Source organism: Streptomyces sp. NPDC012825 (assembly GCF_042900925.1).
Lineage (GTDB): Bacteria > Actinomycetota > Actinomycetes > Streptomycetales > Streptomycetaceae > Streptomyces.
In genome coordinates this window covers 66,979-85,655 of the sequence record NZ_JBIBBZ010000009.1, presented here as the reverse complement: position 1 = coordinate 85,655, position 18,677 = coordinate 66,979, and the positions used below count along the sequence as shown (strand labels likewise).

Here is an 18,677-nt window from a genome sequence, read left to right as displayed (position 1 = left end):
TCAGGACGACGCCCCCGGGCTTGACCTGTTCGAGCCACGGGGGGGGACGGAGCGCACGGAACACGTGGCCACGAGCCGGTCGTACGGAGCACTGCCCGCGTGGCCCAGGGCACCGTCCTCGGTGACCACCTCCGCCCTGAGTCCCTCCCTCCACAGCCGGTCCTTGGCCGTGGCCGCCGGCACGGGGTCCACTTCGACGGTCGTCACGTTCTCCGGGCCGACCACGTGGGACAGCAGCCCCGCGTTCCAGCCCGTGCCGGTGCCGATCTCCAGGACCCTGTGTCCGCTGTCCACGTCTGCCATGCGCAGCATGCGGAACACGATGCCCGGCGCGCTCGCGGACGACGACGCCCAGCGTTCGCCGTCCTCCCCGGGATCCCCGCCGTCGTTGATCTGCGTCACCACGGAGTCGTCGGCGTACACCGCACGCAACCACGTCTCCGGGGCATCGGCGCGGTCGCACGGCTCCAAGTCGTCACCGAGATAGATGCGTTCGGGCACGTACGCGGAGCGGGGCACGGCCCGTGCGGCACGCTCCCACTCGGGCGGTACGAGCCCTTCCCGCCTCAGCGTGTCGAGAAGACCGCGAAGCGCGGTCCGCTCGGCCGCCACGAAGTCTTCCGTCACCGTCACTTCTCCTTCTTGTGCTTCGGCGGGTCCTTCGGCTCGGCCGTGTCGGAGGACGGCTTGGACGTGCCCGGGTCCTTCCCGCCGGAGTGCTGCCCGGTACCGCCGCTTCCGCCCTTGCCCGTTCCCCATCCCATACTGTTCTCCCCTCTCGGTCATGGACTTTCACGGACCTTCCGTGGAACCCGCCCCGGGCGGTACTGCCCTTCCCCACCCGGGGCGGGAGTCCCGACGCGGCGAACCTGCCGCGAGTGACGCGCTAACGCTTCGAGTTGCCGGCGCTGGTACGGCGTGGCGGGACGAAGCCGCGAAGCGGCTGCCCGCCACCGGTGGCCGGAGGGTCGTTCGAGGGACGCGAGCGCTCCCGTCACCGACCGCACCACGCCCACCATCTCCGCGCCCGGATCGAAGACGGGGGAGCCGTTCACCAAGAACGCGGGGCGCGACCCCGGCTCCGGCGGTTCAACTCGCGAACCTGCGGGGACATCGCGTCCGACTGCCGGGCCGGCACCATGTCGTCGGCGTGCGCTTCCCATTCCCTTCCCCCTGTCAGTGGCCGAAGTCGGTAACGGGGTCCCACGTGACCCATCACGTGTCCCACGCGGTCGGTACGGGTGTCCCGGGCGACGTCCCCGGGCTCCCAGTGACGCGGGTGCTCCGGCGCCTCGCCCGCCAACCGCTCAAGTCCCTTGTGCACCCGCTCGATCAGAGCCCGCGTCGGCTCCGCGTACTCGCGCGGTACGGACTCCGGAACGAGCCGCCAGAACGCCCCCGCGTCCACCTGCGCACCGAGCTCCGTCACGCTGCCCTGCTCGGGAGCGGCTCTCTCGTCCATGGTTCGGTCCCTCACGGTGGCGTCGTTCCTTGCGGTGATCCCTGCTCGCTCTAGGCAACCGCGTGACTACCGACAGCGGTACTGTTGCGAAGGGAGCGGGACTTAAGGGCTTTAAGTGCGTTCACCTCACGGGGAGTTGATTACTTGTGGCCGACCCGAAGCCGAACGAAGGACTCGTGCGCCTCTACCGGGAGACCGGTTGGACGCTGCGGCAGTTCGCACAGGAGATCAACCGGCTGGGTACGGAGCGGGGCACACCCCTCCGGTACCGGGAGCCGTCGGTCCACCAGTGGCTCAAGGGCCACCTGCCGAAGGAAGCGGTCCGGCCGCTGGTCCTGGAGGCGCTGGCCCGCAGGCTGCGCCGTCCCGTGACGTACGGCGAGACGGGTTTCCCGTCTCCTCCCGCCGAGGAGTCCGGCGCGCTTCCCAGTACCGTGGAAGAACTGGTGGACCTGGGGAGGCAGGACATGGATCCGTCGCGCCGGAGCGTTCTCGGGGTCGGCCTTTTCTCCGTCGCGCTGACCATTCCCGACTGGCCGGACGTCATCGGTCGAATGGAAGCGGCGCAGAAGGGCCATGTGCAGCGCATAGGGATGGCGGACGTCCGGGCCGTGGCCGCCATGACCGAGCGGATCTCCGACCTCGACGACCGGTTCGGCGGACGGACCGCCCGTCCCATGGCCGCGGCGTTCCTCGTGAACACGGCGACCCCGTACCTGCGGGCGGAAGCCCCCGGCGACGTGCGCAAGGCGATGATGGGCGCCGTCTCGGACCTCTGCTACCTCACGGGGTACATGGCGGTGGACGAGGGGCTGCACGGACTGGCGCAGCGGTACTACCTCAAGGCGCTCGAACTCGCCGGGGCTGCCGAGGACCACTTGACGTTCTGCACCACCCTGCGGGGCATGAGAGCGTCCAGGCCGTCGACCTGGGGCACGGCGCGGAGGCGATGCGACTCGCGGACGCCGCTGCCGCCGCCTCACCGGAGGCGGGGCCCCGGATGCGGGCCTTCCTCGCAGGCCAGCAGGCCCACGCGGCGGCGCAGACGGGGGCGCGAGCCGCGGCGCGGACTTATCTCAAGGAAGCCGAAGTTGCCATGGAGAAGGCCGAGTCGCAGTCCAAGGCCTTCGGCTCCTACGACCCTTCCTCGCTCCTGTACCACGCCAGCCAGGTACGTTTCGAACTGGGCGACGTCGCCGGATCGATCACGGCCATGCAGGAATCGGACAAGGTCCGCCACAGCGTCTACCGGCGCGCTCGCGTCCGGCATCGCTGCACCCTGGCCGAGAGGCAGCTCGACCTGGGGCACCTCGAAGCGGCGTGCGCCACATGGACCCTCGCGCTGGAGGACTACCCGAGCCTTCAGTCCGGGCGGGCGGACGAGCGCATCAAGGTCATGCACAGCCGCATCAAGCCGTACCTGAAGAACCCCGTGGCGCGGGACCTCTTCGAGCGGGCGCGAGGGGTGACGCCGGCCGGTCTCCTGCCCCGGTGAGGAGAGGCGAGTACCTGGTCCCCCTCGGCGTGACGCCCCGTCACCCCGCGTGCAGCATCAGACCGATTCCCAGCGCCATCAGCGCCGCCGCCGCGATGCGCGGAGCGCCGAAGCGTTCCTTGAAGAGGAAGGCGCCGATGGCCGCGCCCACGATGATCGAGGACTCGCGGAGGGCGGCGACCGGGGCGAGCGGGGCCTTCGTCTGGGCCCAGAGGACCAGGCCGTACGCGGCGACCGAGAGGGCCGCGCCCAGGAGGCCGCGGGCGGCGTACGGGCGGAGCTGGGGGAGGAGCGCGGCGCGACGGCGCCACAGGGCGTACGCCGGGATCGCGAGCCCCTCCAGGACCATCAGCCACGCGATGTAGCCGAGCGGAGTGCCGGAGGCGCGGACGCCCACGCCGTCGACGACCGTGTACAGGGCGATCGAGACGCCCGTCGCGCCCGCCGCCAGCAGGGCCGGGCCGTGCGGTCGCGCGCCCTTGCCCCGGACGCCCCACAGGGCGAGCCCGGTCAGGCCCGCGCAGGCCACCGCCACCCCGAGGAGCTGCCAACCGTCCGGGACCTCGTCGAGGAAGACGGCCGCCAGGAGGGTCACGATCAGCGGGGCCGTACCGCGCGCGATCGGGTACATCTGCCCGAAGTCGCCCAGCGTGAACGAGCGCATCAGGAGCATGTAGTAGCCGACGTGCACGAGTGCGGACACGATCAGGTACGGCCACGCCCCCGCCGCCGGGAAGGGGGCGAAGGGCGCGAGGGCCAGGCCGATCAGCGCCCCGCCGCCCGCGATCAGCGTGAAGGAGAGCAGCTGGTCCTCGATGTGGTGCGCGAGGGCGTTCCAGCCGGCGTGCGTAACGGCCGCGACCAGGACCGCGAGCGTGACGAGCGGGGTCACGCCGACGGCTCGCGCACGTCCACCAGGGTGCCGCCCGCGTGCGCGACCAGCGACTTCGGGTCGATCGCGAAGACCGTGTGCGGGGTGCCCGCCGCCGCCCACACCACCTCGTGGTCGAGGATCCCCCGGTCCGCGAGGACCCGGGTCCGGGTGCGGTGGCCGAACGGCGGGACGCCCCCGATCGCGTACCCCGTCGCCTCCCGGACCGCCTTCGCGTCGGCCCGGGTCACCTTCTCCGCACCCAGCTCCTCCCGTACCCGCTCGACGTCCACCCGCGACGCGCCGTCCACGAGGACGAGCACCGGCACCCCGTCCGCCGCGAAGACCAGCGACTTCACGATCTCCGCGACCGCGCAGCCGATCGCGTCGGCGGCCTGCCGCGCGGTGCGGGTCTCGTCCGGGAAGCGGCGGACCTCGACGTCGAGCCCCAGCTCCTGGAGCGCGGCGGCGAAGAGGGGGTGGGCGGGGGACGTCTCGTCAGGAGTCATGGCCCGCACGGTAGTGGTAGGTGCATGGGCCACGCGACCTGCTTTCACCCCTTGGAAGCCCCGGAGGCCCTTGGAAGCCCCAAGGCCCCAGAGGCCCCAGAGGCCCCAGAGGCCCCAGAGGCCCCAGAGGCCCCAGAGGCCCCAGAGAGGCCCCAGAGAGGCCCCAGAGAGGCCCCAGAGAGGCCCCAGACGCCCCGGAGCCCCGGGCGTCTCAGCCCGCCTTCAGCACCTTCGCCACCACCGGCCCCGCCGCGTCGCCCCCGTGCCCGCCGGCCTGGACCACGGCCGCCGCCGCGAGGTCGCCGGAGTAGCCGGTGAACCAGCTGTTGGACATGCCCTGGTTGTCGACCTCCGCCGAGCCCGTCTTCGCGCCCTTGGGGGACGGCACCCCCGCCATCGCCTCCGTCGCGGTGCCGTCCGACGCCGTCGCCGCCGACCTCATCATCTTCCGCAGGCCCGAGGCGATTCCCTCCGGCAGCCGCTCGGCCGTGACGAACTCCCGGTCGCCGTACTCCTTCGCCACCAGGTACGGCTGGCGGAAGCCGCCGTCCCGCACGGTCGCGGAGAGCGAGGCGACGTTCAGGGCGTTCATCGTGATCTTCCCCTGGCCGATGTACGAGGCGGCCGTCTCGGGTCCGTCCGACGCGGGGACGCTGCCGTCCGTCGGTGTCGTCGGGACGCCGACCTCCCAGACGGCGCCGATGCCGAAGTAGCGGCGGGCGGTCTCGCCGAGGGCGGTGTCCGCGACCCCCTTCTCGTTGAGGGGACCGATCGCCTTGATGAAGGCGGTGTTGCAGGAGCGGCGGAAGGACTCGGTGAGGGTGCCGTTCTTGATCTCGAAGCGGTCCAGGTTCTGGAAGGTGGTGCCGAGCCACGTCGCGGTGGGCGGGCACTCCACCCGGTCGTCGGGACCGGCGATCCCGTGCTCCATCATCATCGCCGCCGTCACGATCTTCATCGTGGAGCCGGGCGCCTGCTGCCCCTGGAAGGCCGCGTTGAAGCCCTCCGCCGGGCTGTTGGCGACCGCCCGTATCGCGCCCGTGGACGGCTCGACCGCCGCCACGGAGGCCTGGCCGTACGCCTTGACCGCCTTCTCGGCCGCCGCCTGGACCCCCGCGTCGATGGTGGTCTCCACCGTGCCCGGCTCGCCCTTCCGCAGGACGAGGAGGGGGACGTCGGGGACGGTCTGGCTCCCCGAGTCGATCCAGGTCTCGACCCCGGTCGTGCCGCCCGTCTCCGCCCCGTACCGCTGCCGCAGGGTGTCGATGACGACGCCGAGCGAGGGGTACTTCTCCTTGGTCAGCTCGACCCCGTTCCGGTCGACGGCCTTCACGGAGGCGACCTTCGCGGTGCCGGTGCGCAGGGTCGCGCCGGCGGTCAGCTTCGGGTGGAGGACGGTCGGCTGCCACCGCACCAGCGGCCGTCCGGTGGTCAGCCCCCGGACCACGGACAGCTCGGAGGCGTACGACAGGTCCTTGGACACGCCCTCGTACGAGACCGTCGCCCGCACGGTGAACGGCACCCTGGGGCCGACCGGCGTCCCGGGGGTGATCACGGACTTCGAGACCTTCGCGCCCTCCTTGTAGGCGAGCAGCGCGGGTCCCGCCGTGACCGGGTCGTTCGTGAGCTGGGCCGCCCTGTCCGACTCCCCGGCCGCCCAGGCCGCCAGGAAGTCCTTCGCGGTGGCCGTCGCCTCCTCGTCGGTGATCGGCCCCGTCCTCGGCGCGCTCTCGGCCCGGGCGTTCACGGTCGAGTCGCCGCCCGTGACCCCGTTCCACAGGTTGTAGCCCCCGTAACCGACCCCGCCCGCGACGACCGCGAACACCCCTCCGACGATCGCGACCTTGGCTCCACTGCGCATGACTGCGTTCCCCTCCCCCAGACGGCCGTCCAGTCAAGCAGGGGCCCCAGGGCGTGTCGAGCGACTTCCGTCATGTCCGTCACACCCGTCGCGCCGGCCTCCGTCACCAGGCATGTCCTGCGGGCCGGGGTGCCGGTCCACGGCCGCCTACGATACTTTGAACGCGTTCAAGTCATCCGGACCGGGGGGGCAGGGCATGCAGACGACCGTGGCACGAGAGGGTGTTCACCCATGGCGGTTCGGCCTCGTGCTGCTCGCCGTGACCACCCCTCTGATCCCGCTGCTTTCGTGGACGGACGAGGGGTACGCCGCTCTGTTCCCCGTCCTCGCGACCGCCGGCCTCACCGCCGTGCCGCTGCTCTTCCACGCCCGGCCGCCGGGCTTCGGCCGGTGCGCCGGACTCGTCGCGGCACCGCTGCTGGTCCGGTCCTTCGTGGGCGCCATGATCGGGATGTTCCTCTTCCTTCCCTCGGCGCTCCAGCTCCTGCTGGCCGCCGGAGCCGACCCGCGACGACGGCCGGCGGCGGCCGGGGTGATGGCCGGCGCCGGCCTCGTCCTCTCCGCCGTCGTACTCGCGCGCTTCTGGAGCGAGTGAACGCCTCCGGCACGCCCGCGGACGACGAGGGGGCGCGACCACCGGCCGCGCCCCCTCCTCACATCCGCCCGGCTAGACCCACGTGTCCAGCCACATCCGCCCCCGCCACTCGTCCAGCGGGATCGGCGTGCCCGTGTAGATCGGCCAGAAGTAGATGAAGTTCCAGACGATGAGCAGGACGAGGCAGCCCGCCGCCACCGCGCCGAAGGTCCGGCGCCGTTCCGAGGAGCCGCGGGGGCCGATGAGCGCGCCCAGCATCATGGCCACCGCCAGGCACAGGAAGGGCACGAAGACGACCGCGTAGAAGAGGAAGATGGTGCGCTCCTGGTAGAGGAACCAGGGGAGCCAGCCGGCCGCGACGCCGCAGGCGATCGCGCCCGCGCGCCAGTCGCGGCGGAAGGCCCAGCGCCACAGGACGTACAGGATCGCGAAGCAGGCGGCCCACCACAGGAGCGGGGTGCCGAGGGCCAGGACCTCCTGGGCGCACTTCTCCCCGGCGTCGGCCGGGCAGCCCTTCGTGCCGGGCGCCGGGGACTCGTAGAAGTACGAGACGGGGCGGCCGAGGACGATCCAGGACCAGGGGTTCGACTCGTACGTGTGCGGTGAGGTCAGGCCCACGTGGAAGGAGTAGACCTCGGTCTCGTAGTGCCACAGGCTGCGCAGCCAGTCCGGCAGCCAGCTCCAGGTCCCGCCCCCGTCCAGCTTGTCCTGGTCGGCGGCCCAGGGCCGGAAGTACCCCTTGTCGCTGACGATCCAGCCGGTCCAGGTCACCAGATAGGTCGCGATCGCGACCGGCACCACCGAGACGAACGCCGGGACCAGGTCCTTCCTGATCACCGAGACGTACGGGCGGACCGCGCCCGCCGTGCGCCGCCCCGCCACGTCCCACAGGACCGTCATCAGGCCGAAGGCCACCATGACGTACAGGCCGTTCCACTTGGTCGCCGCCGCGAGCCCCAGCATCACGCCGGCCGCGATCCGCCACGGCCGCCACCCGAGCCGCAGGGACTCCGCGACCTCCGCGTCCGGCCGCAGCACCCCCTCCTCGTCCTCCGGGAGCGCCGCCGCGAGCCGTTTCCTGACCCGGTCGCGGTCCAGGACGAGACAGCCGAAGGAGGCGAGCACGAAGAACATCAGCACCTGGTCGAGGAGCGCGGTGCGGCTCATCACGAAGTGCAGCCCGTCCACGGCGAGCAGCAGGCCCGCCAGGCAGCCCAGGAGCGTCGAGCGGAACAGGCGCCGCCCGATCCGGCAGAGCATGAGCACGGACAGGGTGCCGAGCAGGGCCACCATGAAGCGCCAGCCGAACGGCTCGAAGCCGAACAGCTTCTCGCCCACGCCGATCACCCATTTGCCCATCGGCGGGTGCACGACGTAACCCGGGTCGGTCGGCACGAGGACCGACCCCGGGTCCTTCAGGATCGTCTTGTCGATGTCCTTCGGCCAGGCCCCCTCGTACCCCTGGTTGATCAGCGCCCAGGAGTCCTTGGCGTAGTACGTCTCGTCGAATATCACCGCGTCCGGCTTGCCCAGGTTCCAGAACCGGAGCAGGCCCGCGACCGCCGTGACCAGGAGCGGACCGCCCCAGGCGAGCAGCCGCCACAGCCGCTCGGCCGGGCCGGGGCCGACGCCGAGGAGCGACCACACGCGCACGGAGGGACGGGTGTACGGGGGGTCGAGCCGCTCCCGCAGCCCGACGGGGGCGGCGCGTCCGGCGGGCGGCTCGTAGCCGAAGAGCCGGAGCCGCTGCTGCCACGAAGAGGGCTCTGCCACGGACTGCCGGCCCTCCAGGGTCTCGGGTGCGGTACTGGTCACCGCGCCATCGTAGGGAACGCGCCTGTGCGCGTCGCCCGTCCGGGCTGCGAGGATGGCACCCGTGACAGGAACGCTGGTACTCGCAGGGACCCCCATCGGCGACATCGCGGACGCCCCGCCCCGGCTCGCCACCGAGCTGGAGGGCGCCGACATCGTGGCCGCCGAGGACACCCGCAGGCTGCGCGGCCTGACCCGGGCGCTCGGCATCCACACCTCCGGGCGCGTCGTCTCCTACTTCGAGGGCAACGAGTCCGCCCGGACGCCCGAGCTGGTCGAGGCGCTGGTCGGCGGGGCGCGGGTGCTGCTGGTGACCGACGCGGGCATGCCGTCCGTGTCGGACCCCGGCTACCGGCTCGTCGCCGCCGCCGTCGAGGAGGGCGTCAAGGTCACGGCCGTGCCCGGGCCGTCCGCCGTCCTCACCGCCCTCGCCCTCTCCGGGCTGCCCGTCGACCGCTTCTGCTTCGAGGGCTTCCTGCCCAGGAAGGCCGGCGAGCGCCTCGGACGGCTGCGCGAGGTCGCGGACGAGCGGCGGACCCTCGTCTACTTCGAGGCCCCGCACCGCCTCGACGACACCCTCGCCGCGATGGCCGAGGTCTTCGGCGCCGACCGCCGGGCCGCCGTCTGCCGCGAGCTGACCAAGACCTACGAGGAGGTCAAGCGCGGCCCGCTGGCCGACCTGGCGGCCTGGGCGGCCGAGGGCGTACGGGGCGAGATCACCGTCGTCGTCGAGGGCGCTCCGGAGACCGGACCCGCCGAACTCGACGCGGAGGAGCTGGTGCGCAGGGTGCGGGTGCGCGAGGAGGCGGGGGAGCGGCGGAAGGAGGCGATCGCCGCCGTCGCGGCCGAGGCGGGGCTACCCAAGCGAGAGGTGTTCGATGCCGTCGTCGCGGCAAAGAACGCGGCCGCACAGGATCCCGGAAAGGCTGCGCGGGGCCCCGGAAACGGTAAAGGGATAATCTGAAAGGCAAAGCCGAAACCGGCGCCGGGACCCTTTGCGGGGCACTTGGCAAGGGAAGGGCCAAAAGCCCTCCACGGTTCGACCCGCGCTGATGCGCTCCGGCCCGAAAAGGCGTCCACTGAGCAGTGGAGAGGAGCTGGCATGAGCGAGATCACCGGCACCGGCACATCCGCCGCCCACGAGGCGTACGCCTTCGCCTGCATGCGCTGCGGATACGGCTGGGAGCAGGCGTACGACATCGAGCACCACGTCGACGCCGCCGGCCAGGAATTCGTCGTCTACAAGGCCGGGGGAGAGCGGGTCCCGTCCCCGCTGTCCCGCCCCACCTGCATGAACTGCGGCGGCCACGTCGTCCGGATCATGCGCGCGGGACAGGTGTCCTCGGTGCTCGACCTGATCGCCGCGACGGAGAAGCACGGACACGGGTCCAGGGAGACCAGGCCGATCGGGCCCGCCGGCCCCGTCGGACAGGAGCTGACCGAGGGGCCCGACACCCCGCCCGTACCGCACCACTGGCACCTGTCGGACCTCCTGCACCCCTTCCGGAAGCGTGTGTAACCGGAAACGCACGGGTGCCGGCACTCGTGGCCCCCTCGCGGGCGGCCCTCGTACGATCGGGCCATGAGTGCCAAGGACGCCCCGCCGCCGCTGCCCGAACCCCTCCTCGTGGAGGTCGCGGACTCGCACACCCATCTGGACATGCAGTCCGGGACCGTCGAGGAGGCCCTGGTGAAGGCCGCCGCCGTCGGCGTCACCACGGTCGTGCAGGTCGGCTGCGACGTGAAGGGCTCCCGGTGGGCCGCCGAGACGGCCGCCGCCCACGAGAACGTGCACGCGGCCGTCGCCCTCCACCCCAACGAGGCCCCAAGGATCGTCCTGGGCGACCCCGACGGCTGGTCCCGCCAGGGGGCGCGGGAGGCCGGCGGGGACGCGGCCCTCGACGACGCGCTCGCCGAGATCGACCGGCTCGCCGCCCTGCCGCACGTGCGCGGCGTCGGCGAGACCGGCCTCGACTTCTTCCGCACGGGACCGGAGGGCGTCGCCGCGCAGGAACGCTCCTTCCGGGCCCACATCGAGATCGCCAAACGGCACGGCAAGGCGCTCGTCATCCACGACCGGGAGGCCCACGCCGACGTGCTGCGCGTCCTGGACGAGGAGGGCGCCCCCGAGCGGACCGTCTTCCACTGCTACTCCGGCGACGCGGAGATGGCGGAGATCTGCGCGGCCAAGGGCTACTACATGTCCTTCGCCGGCAACGTCACCTTCAAGAACGCCCGGCCGCTGCGGGACGCCCTCGCGGTCGCCCCCCTGGAGCTGGTCCTCGTCGAGACCGACGCCCCCTTCCTCACCCCGGCGCCCTTCCGGGGACGCCCCAACGCCCCGTACCTGATCCCGGTCACCGTCCGGGCCATGGCGGAGGTGCGCGGGATCGGGGAGAACGAGCTGGCCGGGGCGATCGCGGTGAACACGGCCCGCGCGTTCGACTACTGACCCCCCCCCGGGACCGCCCCGGCGGTCACCGATCCATAACGGTTACGGGAAGTGGTCGGGTCGTCGTGGAGCGTGACCGGGCCCGGGGCTAGGGTCCCGGCCTCGTGAGCACTTCCCAGGGCAGTCACCGGGCCGGACGCCGGAGCGGCGGCACGGCCCCCGACGTCCTCCCCGCCCCCGCCGCCCCTCCCGGCCTCTCCGTCCACGAGCAGCCGACACAGGCGGCACCACTGGTCGTGCCCGCCTCCGCGGGGGCGCCCGGCGTTGTGCCCGGTACCGCGTCCGGCCCCGGCACCGTCCCCGGCCAGGGCACCCGCGCCGGGGCCCGCCGGGCCGCCCGCCGCCGCAGGACCTCCGGCGCGTCCGGGGGCCCCGGGTCCTCCGGGGTCTCCGGGACCGCGCGGTCCGCCGGGGAAGGCCTGCGGCGGCTCGTCCCGCAGGCCCTCGTCGTCGCCTTCCTCGCCGGCGGCACCACCGCCTTCGTCGCCGACGACAAGGCCGTCCGGCTCTCCGTCGACGGCGTCCCCCGCACCCTGCACACCTTCGCCGACGACGTCGGGGAGCTCCTCGCCGACGAGGGCCTGGCCGTCGACGCGCACGACATCGTCGCCCCCGCCCCCGGCGAACCCCTCGCCGACGGCGACGAGGTCGTCGTCCGCTACGGACGCCCGCTCGCCCTCACCCTCGACGGCCGCAGCCACCGGGTGTGGACGACCGCCCGCAGCGTCGAGGAGGCGCTGCGCCAGTTCGGGGTCCGCGCGGAGGGCGCCCACCTCTCGGTCTCCCGCTCGGCCGCCATCTCCCGGCACGGACTCGCCCTCGACGTGCGCACCGAGCGGGCCGTCACCTTCCTCGCCGACGGACGCGAGCGGACCGTCCGCACCAACGCCGCCACCGTCCGCGAGGCGCTCGCCGAGACCGGGATCACCCTCTCCGGGCAGGACGCCCTCTCCGTCGACCCCGGCTCCTTCCCCCGCGACGGCCAGACGGTCACCGTGCTGCGGATCACCGACAGCAGGCGGGTGCGCGAGGAGACCGTCCCGTACGCCGTCGAGCGGGTCCGCGACCCGGAGCTCTTCGCCGGGACCGAGGTCGTCGAACGGCAGGGCGTCCACGGCGTCCGCCGCGTCACGTACGGCCTGCGCTCGGTCAACGGCGTCCAGGGGCGGCCCCGCCGGCTCGGCGAGGAGATCGTCCGCGAGCCCGTCAGCCGCAAGGTCCGGATCGGCACCCGCCGCCCGCCCGCCACCGTCGCCGGCGCCGACGGCCTCGACTGGGGCGCGCTCGCCGCCTGCGAGTCCGGCGGCCGGCCGGACGCCGTCGACCCCTCGGGGACGTACGGCGGGCTCTACCAGTTCGACCCCGCCACCTGGCGCTCCCTCGGCGGCACCGGCACCGCCCAGGACGCGCCCGCCGCCGAGCAGACCTTCCGCGCGAAGAAGCTGTACGTGCAGAGGGGGGCGAGCCCGTGGCCCCACTGCGGACGCAGGCTGGGCGGGTGAGCGACAGGGCGTGCGACGGGCCGTGCGCCGGGCAAGCCCTAGTCTGTACTGGTGAGCGACACCACCGGTCCCGAAACCCCCGACGCCCTCCTCGGCCCCGCCGACATCCGTGAGCTGGCCGCCGTCCTCGGCGTGCGCCCCACGAAGCAGAAGGGCCAGAACTTCGTCATCGACGCCAACACCGTCCGGCGGATCGTCCGCACGGCCGGGGTGCGCCCCGACGACGTGGTCGTGGAGGTGGGGCCCGGTCTCGGCTCCCTCACCCTGGCCCTCCTGGAGGCCGCGGACCGGGTCACCGCCGTCGAGATCGACGACGTGCTCGCCGCCGCGCTGCCCGCCACGATCGAGGCCCGGATGCCCGCCCGCGCCGACCGCTTCGCGCTCGTGCACTCCGACGCCATGCTGGTCGAGGAGCTGCCGGGCCCGGCGCCCACCGCGCTCGTCGCGAACCTGCCGTACAACGTCGCCGTGCCCGTCCTGCTGCACATGCTGGAGCGCTTCCCCAGCATCGAGCGGACCCTCGTCATGGTCCAGGCCGAGGTCGCGGACCGGCTCGCCGCACGGCCGGGGAACAAGGTGTACGGCGTGCCGTCGGTGAAGGCCAACTGGTACGCCGAGGTGAAGCGGGCCGGCGCCATCGGCCGCAACGTCTTCTGGCCCGCGCCGAACGTCGACTCCGGCCTGGTCTCCCTGGTCCGCCGCGCCGAGCCGCTCGCGACCACCGCCACCCGGCGGGAGGTCTTCGCGGTCGTCGACGCGGCCTTCGCCCAGCGCCGCAAGACCCTCCGCGCGGCCCTCGCGACCTGGGCGGGCTCCCCGGCGGCGGCCGAGGAGGCCCTGGTGAAGGCCGGGATCTCGCCGCAGGCGCGCGGCGAGGCCCTGACGGTGGAGGAGTTCGCACGGATCGCGGAGGCGAAGGCATGAGCGGCGGCACGGGACCGGCGGACGGCGGTACGGGACCGGCGGACGGCGGTACGGGACCGGTGCGCGGCGGTGCGGAGACGGTGCGCGGCGGCGCCGGTGGTACGGAGACGATCCGCGGCGGCGCGCGCGACGACCGGCCGCGGTCCGTCACCGTCCGCGTCCCCGCCAAGGTCAACGTCCAGCTCGCGGTCGGCGCGGCCCGTCCCGACGGCTTCCACGACCTGGCCAACGTCTTCCTCGCGGTCTCCCTCTACGACGAGGTGACCGCCACCCCCGCCGAGGCGCTCACGGTCACCTGCGAGGGCCCGGACGCCGACAAGGTGCCGCTCGACCGCACCAACCTGGCCGCCCGCGCGGCCGAGCTGCTCGCCGCCCGGCACGGCATCGCCCCGGACGTGCGCCTGCACATCGCCAAGGACATCCCGGTCGCCGGCGGCATGGCCGGCGGCAGCGCGGACGGCGCGGGCGCGCTGCTCGCCTGCGACGCGCTCTGGGGCCTGAACACCCCCCGCGCCGAACTCCTCGACATCTGCGCCGAGTTGGGTTCCGACGTGCCGTTCAGCCTCGTCGGCGGGGCGGCGCTCGGCACCGGCCGGGGCGAGAAGCTGACGGAGCTGCCGGTCGGCGGCGACTTCCACTGGGTGTTCGCCGTCGCGGACGGCGGGCTCTCGACCCCGGTCGTCTTCGGCGAGTTCGACCGGCTCACCGAGGGCACGCACGTCCCCGAGCCGGCCGCCTCGCCCGCCCTCCTGGCGGCCCTGCGCACCGGCGACACCGCCGCCCTCGCGGGCGCCCTCGCCAACGACCTCCAGGCCCCGGCGCTCTCCCTGCGCCCCTCGCTCGCCGCGACCCTGGCGGCCGGCACGGACGCGGGCGCGCTCGCCGCGCTGGTCTCGGGCTCGGGCCCGACGACCGCGTTCCTGGTGAAGGACGCGGAGTCGGCGAAGGCGGTCGCCGCCGCCCTGACCGCCTCCGGCACCTGCCGCACGGCCCGCACGGCCACGTCCCCGGCGGCGGGGGCGACGATTCTGCCGGACTGACACCTTCCCTTCATCCGTACCTGCCACCCTGACCCGCCGGACGGGCCGGGGCGGCGGACGGAGGCGACGGATGGGGAAGCGGCGCCGGAGGGCGTGGGCGCGGCTGCTGTCGCACGCCGCCGTGGTGGGGACGTGCGGCTGGCTCACGCTCCTGTACTTCCTCCGGGACGAGCCGCTGCGGCCGCTGCCGTTCCTCGGCCGGATCCCGTCGCCGGCGCTCCCCGGCCTCGTGATCCTCCTCCTGACCACCCTCACGGTCGACTCCGTCCGGGGGTTCGTCCGCGCTTGGCGGGACCGGCGTTCGGAGCGCGCGCCCTCGCGCGACGGCCAGGGCCCGTCCGGCGGACGCCCGGCGGGCGAGCGGCCGTGCCGACGTACCCTGGACGTCGATCGATCACCCCGTACAGGAGTCAACGTGGCCGTCAACCTGGTCAATGTCGAGAACGTCAGCAAGGTGTACGGCACCCGTGCCCTGCTCGACGGCGTCTCGCTCGGCGTCTCCGAAGGGGACCGGATCGGGGTCGTGGGCCGCAACGGCGACGGCAAGACCACCCTCATCCGGATGCTCGCGAGGCTGGAGGAGGCCGACACCGGCCGCGTCACCCACAGCGGCGGCCTGCGCCTGGGCGTCCTCACCCAGCACGACTCGCTCGACCCGGAGGCCACGATCCGGCACGAGGTCATCGGCGTCATGGCCGACCACGAGTGGGCCGGCAGCGCCAAGATCCGCGACGTGCTCACCGGCCTCTTCGGCGGGCTCGACCTGCCCGGCTTCGAGAACGGCCTGGACACCGTCATCGGCCCGCTCTCCGGCGGCGAGCGGCGCCGGATCGCGCTCGCCAAGCTCCTCATCGACGACCAGGACCTCATCGTCCTCGACGAGCCCACCAACCACCTCGACGTCGAGGGCATCGCCTGGCTCGCCCAGCACCTCCAGAGCCGGCGCTCGGCGCTCGTCTGCGTCACCCACGACCGCTGGTTCCTCGACCAGGTCTGCACCCGCATGTGGGACGTGCAGCGCGGCGACGTGCACGAGTACGAGGGCGGCTACTCCGACTACGTCTTCGCCCGGGCCGAGCGCGAGCGGATCGCGGCCACGGAGGAGACCAAGCGGCAGAACCTGATGCGCAAGGAGCTGGCCTGGCTGCGGCGCGGCGCCCCCGCCCGCACCTCCAAGCCCCGCTACCGCATCGAGGCGGCCAACGAGCTGATCGCCGACGTGCCGCCGCCGCGCGACACGAGCGAGCTGATGAAGTTCGCCAACGCGCGCCTGGGCAGAACGGTCTTCGACCTGGAGGACGTGACCGTCACCGCCGGACCCAAGAAGCTCATCGAGCACCTCACCTGGCAGCTCGGCCCCGGCGACCGCGTCGGCCTGGTCGGCGTCAACGGCGCGGGCAAGACCTCCCTCCTGCGCGCCCTCGCGGACGCCGCCCGCAGCGGCGGCGAGGTCCAGCCCGCCGCCGGCCGGATCGTCGTCGGCAAGACCGTCCGGCTCGCGTACCTCTCCCAGGACGTCACCGAACTCCCCGGCTCCCTGCGCGTCCTGGAGGCCGTGCAGCAGATCCGCGACCGGGTCGACCTCGGCAAGGGCCGCGAGATGACGGCCGGACAGCTCTGCGAGCAGTTCGGCTTCTCCAAGGAGAAGCAGTGGACGCCGGTCGCGGACCTCTCCGGCGGTGAGCGCCGCCGCCTCCAGCTGCTGCGCCTCCTCATGGACGAGCCGAACGTCCTCTTCCTCGACGAGCCCACCAACGACCTCGACATCGAGACCCTGACCCAGCTGGAGGACCTCCTCGACGGCTGGCCGGGTTCCATGGTCGTCATCTCCCACGACCGGTTCTTCCTGGAGCGGACCACGGACAGGACGTTCGCCCTGCTCGGCGACCGGGCGCTGCGGATGCTGCCGCGCGGCATCGAGGAGTACCTGGAGCGCCGCCGCAGGGCCGTCGAGGCGTCCGTCCCGGCGCCCGCCGCCGCGCCCGCGCAGCAGAAGCCGGGCGTCTCGGCCGCGGACGCCCGCGCCGCGAAGAAGGAGCTCCAGAAGGTCGAGCGGCAGCTCGACAAGGTCTCCGAGAAGGAGGCGAAGCTGCACGCGCGGATCGCGGACGACGCCACCGACTTCGAGAAGGTGGCCAAGCTCGACGCGGAGCTGCGGGACCTGGCCGCGGAGCGCGAGGAGCTGGAGATGCGCTGGCTGGAACTGGCCGAGGACGCATAACGAGGGCATCACAGGCCGGTCCTCCCTTGGGAACAAGGGGTGGACCGGTCGCTTTTGCGCCATCGCGTGGGTGGTAGAAAGAAAACCCGTTCACGCCTAGGGGGAACCAGCCATGTCGCAGCCGCCCAGCAACCAGCCGCCGGGGGGCTTCGGAGCCCCCCGGGACCCGAACCCGTCCTCGGGCCACTCCCCGCAGGGGCAGCCGCCCGTGCCGCCGGTCCCGCCGCAGACGCCGCCGCCCCCGCAGGGCCCGCCGCCGGCCGCGCCCGGCCCGTACGGGCAGGCCCCGCAGCAGCCCGCGCCCGGCTACGGCCACCCGCAGCAGCCCGGCCCGTACGGGCAGCCGGTGCCCCCGCCCTACGGCTACCCGCAGCAGGGACAGCAGCCGGGCCCGTACGGTCAGCAGCCCGGGCCGTACGGTCAGCAGCCGGGCCCCTACGGCGGCTACCCCGGCGCCCCGACCCCGCCCCCGCCCGGCGGCGGTCCCTCCAGGAAGCGCACCGCCGTCGTCGCCGGCGTGGCCGCCGCGGCCGTCCTGGTCGCCGCCGTCACGACCTGGGCCGTCGTCGGCGGCGGTGACGACGAGAAGGAGCCGGTGGCCGGGCCCACCGCCACGGCCGCCCCGACCTCCGGCGCCCCCGAGCCCACCGGGACGGCCGACGAGGGCGACGGCTCCGGCGACGGGGACAACGGCGAGGAGGACCTCAACGCGGGCCGCCAGGACGGCGAGGCCAAGGTGAACTGGCTCACGACGAACACCGTCGACCTGCCCCGCAACGGCGCCGACGTCAAGGGGCCCTGGATCGTCGGCGACACCGTCGTCAGGGCCATGTACAAGAGCGTCGAGGGCCACGACCTCACCACCGGCGCCGTGAAGTGGACCGTCCCCCTGCCGTTCAAGCTGTGCGCGGCCCCGACGGAGCCCTCCGCGAACGGGATCATGGTCTTCGGGTACGAGGAGAGCGCCAAGGACGGTGCCAAGTGCACCGAGCTCCAGCAGATCGACCTGAAGACCGGCAAGGCCGGCTGGAAGAAGGCCGTCCCCAAGGCCACCGGCCTCTTCGCCTTCTCCGACAACACCCTGGCCATCAGCGGCAACACGGTCACCGCGGCCGGCGACAGCAGCGCGTACGGCTTCTCGCTCACCGACGGCCGCCAGCTCTTCAAGGGCGCCACCACCGGCTGCAAGCCCTTCGCCTACGCGGGCGGCAGGAAGCTGATCGCCGCCATGAGCTGCCCCTCGGGCGACGCGAGCAAGAAGGTCCAGGCGGTCGGCGAGGCCGACCCGAACACCGGCAAGCCGAAGTTCACCTTCCGCCTCGACGCCGGCTGGGAGATCGACAAGGTCTACTCGGTCGACCCGCTGGTCGTCTCGGCCACCCAGCGCGAACCGAAGAAGTGGGCGATCTTCTCCCTCAAGCCCGACGGCAGGCTCCGCTCCAACATCCAGGGCGGCGCGGACAAGTTCGCCCCCGCGTGCGGCGGCAGCTTCATCATCTTCGGCCGGAACCTCCAGGGCTGCACCGGCGTCGCCGCCGACGCGAACACCTTCTACATGGCGACCGACACCGGCTACGGCAAGGCCAACGAGATCGTCGCCTTCGACCTGAACAACGGCAAGGCCAAGTGGCGCTCCAAGGCCCCCGACGAGCAGACCGTGGTGCCGCTGCGCATGGAGGGCTCCGAGGTCCTGGCGTACGTGAAGCCCACGTACAACAAGGGCGGCGCCACCGCCACCGTCGCCCCGACCGGGGGCGCGCCGAAGATCCTGCTTCAGCACCCGGCCTCCACCGCCCAGATCGAGAGCAGTTTCTTCAGCGCCGGCTACGCCTACGGCAACGGCACCTTCGTCGTGGCGAGCGGACGCGTCTCCGCCACCAACGACAAGGAAGAGAAGCTGGTCAAGACGATGATGGCCTTCAGCAAGTGAGGT

General features: G+C 73.2%; 15 protein-coding genes and 1 pseudogene. 10 read left to right on the top strand and 6 right to left on the bottom strand.

Translation table 11 applies throughout. From position 1 onward, the window contains the following. Both ACFY7E_RS20150 and ACFY7E_RS20145 read right to left on the bottom strand, forming a co-directional pair. Complete coding sequence (locus tag ACFY7E_RS20150; protein ID WP_389486661.1) at nt 1-627, bottom strand: hypothetical protein; 627 nt, start codon at nt 625-627, stop codon at nt 1-3. 2 nt (nt 628-629) lie between these two features. Next, a complete protein-coding gene (locus tag ACFY7E_RS20145; protein ID WP_389486659.1) occupies nt 630-764 on the bottom strand; it encodes a hypothetical protein in 135 nt (44 codons plus the stop codon). Nucleotides 765-1,608: 844 nt separating this feature from the next. On the opposite strand from ACFY7E_RS20145, the pseudogene ACFY7E_RS20140 reads away from it, so the two are divergent. After that, nucleotides 1,609-2,957: pseudogene (locus tag ACFY7E_RS20140) on the top strand (tetratricopeptide repeat protein). A 40-nt stretch (nt 2,958-2,997) separates the two neighbouring features. On the opposite strand, the gene ACFY7E_RS20135 reads toward ACFY7E_RS20140, so the two are convergent. From ACFY7E_RS20135 to ACFY7E_RS20125, 3 genes are all read right to left on the bottom strand, one after another. Further along, entirely contained in the window at nt 2,998-3,849 is an 852-nt protein-coding gene (locus ACFY7E_RS20135; protein ID WP_389486657.1) for an EamA family transporter, read from the bottom strand. After that, nucleotides 3,846-4,337: a YbaK/EbsC family protein gene (locus ACFY7E_RS20130; RefSeq protein WP_389486655.1), complete on the bottom strand. Its 492-nt coding sequence runs from the start codon at nt 4,335-4,337 to the stop codon at nt 3,846-3,848. The genes ACFY7E_RS20135 and ACFY7E_RS20130 overlap by 4 nt, the downstream gene beginning before the upstream one ends. Before the next feature lie 211 nt (nt 4,338-4,548). Continuing rightward, complete coding sequence (locus ACFY7E_RS20125; protein ID WP_389486653.1) at nt 4,549-6,198, bottom strand: penicillin-binding transpeptidase domain-containing protein; 1,650 nt, start codon at nt 6,196-6,198, stop codon at nt 4,549-4,551. A 196-nt stretch (nt 6,199-6,394) separates the two neighbouring features. Between ACFY7E_RS20125 and ACFY7E_RS20120 the strand changes: the two genes are divergently transcribed. Then, entirely contained in the window at nt 6,395-6,793 is a 399-nt protein-coding gene (locus ACFY7E_RS20120) for a hypothetical protein (protein WP_389486651.1), read from the top strand. A gap of 72 nt (nt 6,794-6,865) precedes the next feature. Here the strand turns inward: ACFY7E_RS20120 and ACFY7E_RS20115 are convergent, their stop codons facing one another. After that, on the bottom strand, nt 6,866-8,608 hold the full coding sequence (locus tag ACFY7E_RS20115; RefSeq protein ID WP_389486649.1) for a dolichyl-phosphate-mannose--protein mannosyltransferase: 1,743 nt from the start codon (nt 8,606-8,608) through the stop codon (nt 6,866-6,868). Between the two features lie 52 nt (nt 8,609-8,660). Here ACFY7E_RS20115 and rsmI point away from each other — a divergent pair, with 52 nt between their 5' ends. From rsmI to ACFY7E_RS20075, 8 genes are all read left to right on the top strand, one after another. Then, nucleotides 8,661-9,569: a 16S rRNA (cytidine(1402)-2'-O)-methyltransferase gene (rsmI, locus tag ACFY7E_RS20110; protein WP_389486647.1), complete on the top strand. Its 909-nt coding sequence runs from the start codon at nt 8,661-8,663 to the stop codon at nt 9,567-9,569. A gap of 138 nt (nt 9,570-9,707) precedes the next feature. Further along, a complete protein-coding gene (locus ACFY7E_RS20105; RefSeq protein WP_383439966.1) occupies nt 9,708-10,124 on the top strand; it encodes a hypothetical protein in 417 nt (138 codons plus the stop codon). A 63-nt stretch (nt 10,125-10,187) separates the two neighbouring features. Next, entirely contained in the window at nt 10,188-11,057 is an 870-nt protein-coding gene (locus ACFY7E_RS20100) for a TatD family hydrolase (RefSeq protein WP_389486645.1), read from the top strand. A 104-nt stretch (nt 11,058-11,161) separates the two neighbouring features. Next, nucleotides 11,162-12,559, top strand: coding sequence for a ubiquitin-like domain-containing protein (locus tag ACFY7E_RS20095; protein WP_389486643.1), 1,398 nt, complete (start codon nt 11,162-11,164; stop codon nt 12,557-12,559). Nucleotides 12,560-12,610: 51 nt separating this feature from the next. Continuing rightward, entirely contained in the window at nt 12,611-13,483 is an 873-nt protein-coding gene (gene rsmA / locus ACFY7E_RS20090) for a 16S rRNA (adenine(1518)-N(6)/adenine(1519)-N(6))-dimethyltransferase RsmA (RefSeq protein WP_383439970.1), read from the top strand. Next, nucleotides 13,480-14,523 carry a 4-(cytidine 5'-diphospho)-2-C-methyl-D-erythritol kinase gene (locus tag ACFY7E_RS20085; protein ID WP_389486641.1) on the top strand — a complete coding sequence of 348 codons (1,044 nt, stop codon included), beginning with the start codon at nt 13,480-13,482 and terminating at the stop codon, nt 14,521-14,523. The genes rsmA and ACFY7E_RS20085 overlap by 4 nt, the downstream gene beginning before the upstream one ends. Nucleotides 14,524-14,938: 415 nt before the next feature. Continuing rightward, a complete protein-coding gene (locus tag ACFY7E_RS20080) occupies nt 14,939-16,744 on the top strand; it encodes an ABC-F family ATP-binding cassette domain-containing protein (protein ID WP_389486908.1) in 1,806 nt (601 codons plus the stop codon). Nucleotides 16,745-16,856: 112 nt separating this feature from the next. Further along, nucleotides 16,857-18,674, top strand: a complete 1,818-nt coding sequence (locus ACFY7E_RS20075; protein WP_389486639.1) for a PQQ-binding-like beta-propeller repeat protein — start codon at nt 16,857-16,859, stop codon at nt 18,672-18,674. The last annotated feature ends 3 nt before the right edge of the window (nt 18,675-18,677 follow it).

Excerpts from the sequence above, each read along its gene's own strand:
- ACFY7E_RS20130 (WP_389486655.1), bottom strand. The coding sequence starts at position 4,337 with ATGACTCCTGACGAGACGTCCCCCGCCCACCCCCTCTTCGCCGCCGCG.
- ACFY7E_RS20120 (WP_389486651.1), top strand. The coding sequence starts at position 6,395 with ATGCAGACGACCGTGGCACGAGAGGGTGTTCACCCATGGCGGTTCGGC.
- ACFY7E_RS20145 (WP_389486659.1), bottom strand. The coding sequence starts at position 764 with ATGGGATGGGGAACGGGCAAGGGCGGAAGCGGCGGTACCGGGCAGCAC.
- ACFY7E_RS20085 (WP_389486641.1), top strand. The coding sequence starts at position 13,480 with ATGAGCGGCGGCACGGGACCGGCGGACGGCGGTACGGGACCGGCGGAC.
- rsmI (WP_389486647.1), top strand. The coding sequence starts at position 8,661 with ATGGCACCCGTGACAGGAACGCTGGTACTCGCAGGGACCCCCATCGGC.
- ACFY7E_RS20105 (WP_383439966.1), top strand. The coding sequence starts at position 9,708 with ATGAGCGAGATCACCGGCACCGGCACATCCGCCGCCCACGAGGCGTAC.
- ACFY7E_RS20100 (WP_389486645.1), top strand. The coding sequence starts at position 10,188 with ATGAGTGCCAAGGACGCCCCGCCGCCGCTGCCCGAACCCCTCCTCGTG.
- ACFY7E_RS20075 (WP_389486639.1), top strand. The coding sequence starts at position 16,857 with ATGTCGCAGCCGCCCAGCAACCAGCCGCCGGGGGGCTTCGGAGCCCCC.
- ACFY7E_RS20125 (WP_389486653.1), bottom strand. The coding sequence starts at position 6,198 with ATGCGCAGTGGAGCCAAGGTCGCGATCGTCGGAGGGGTGTTCGCGGTC.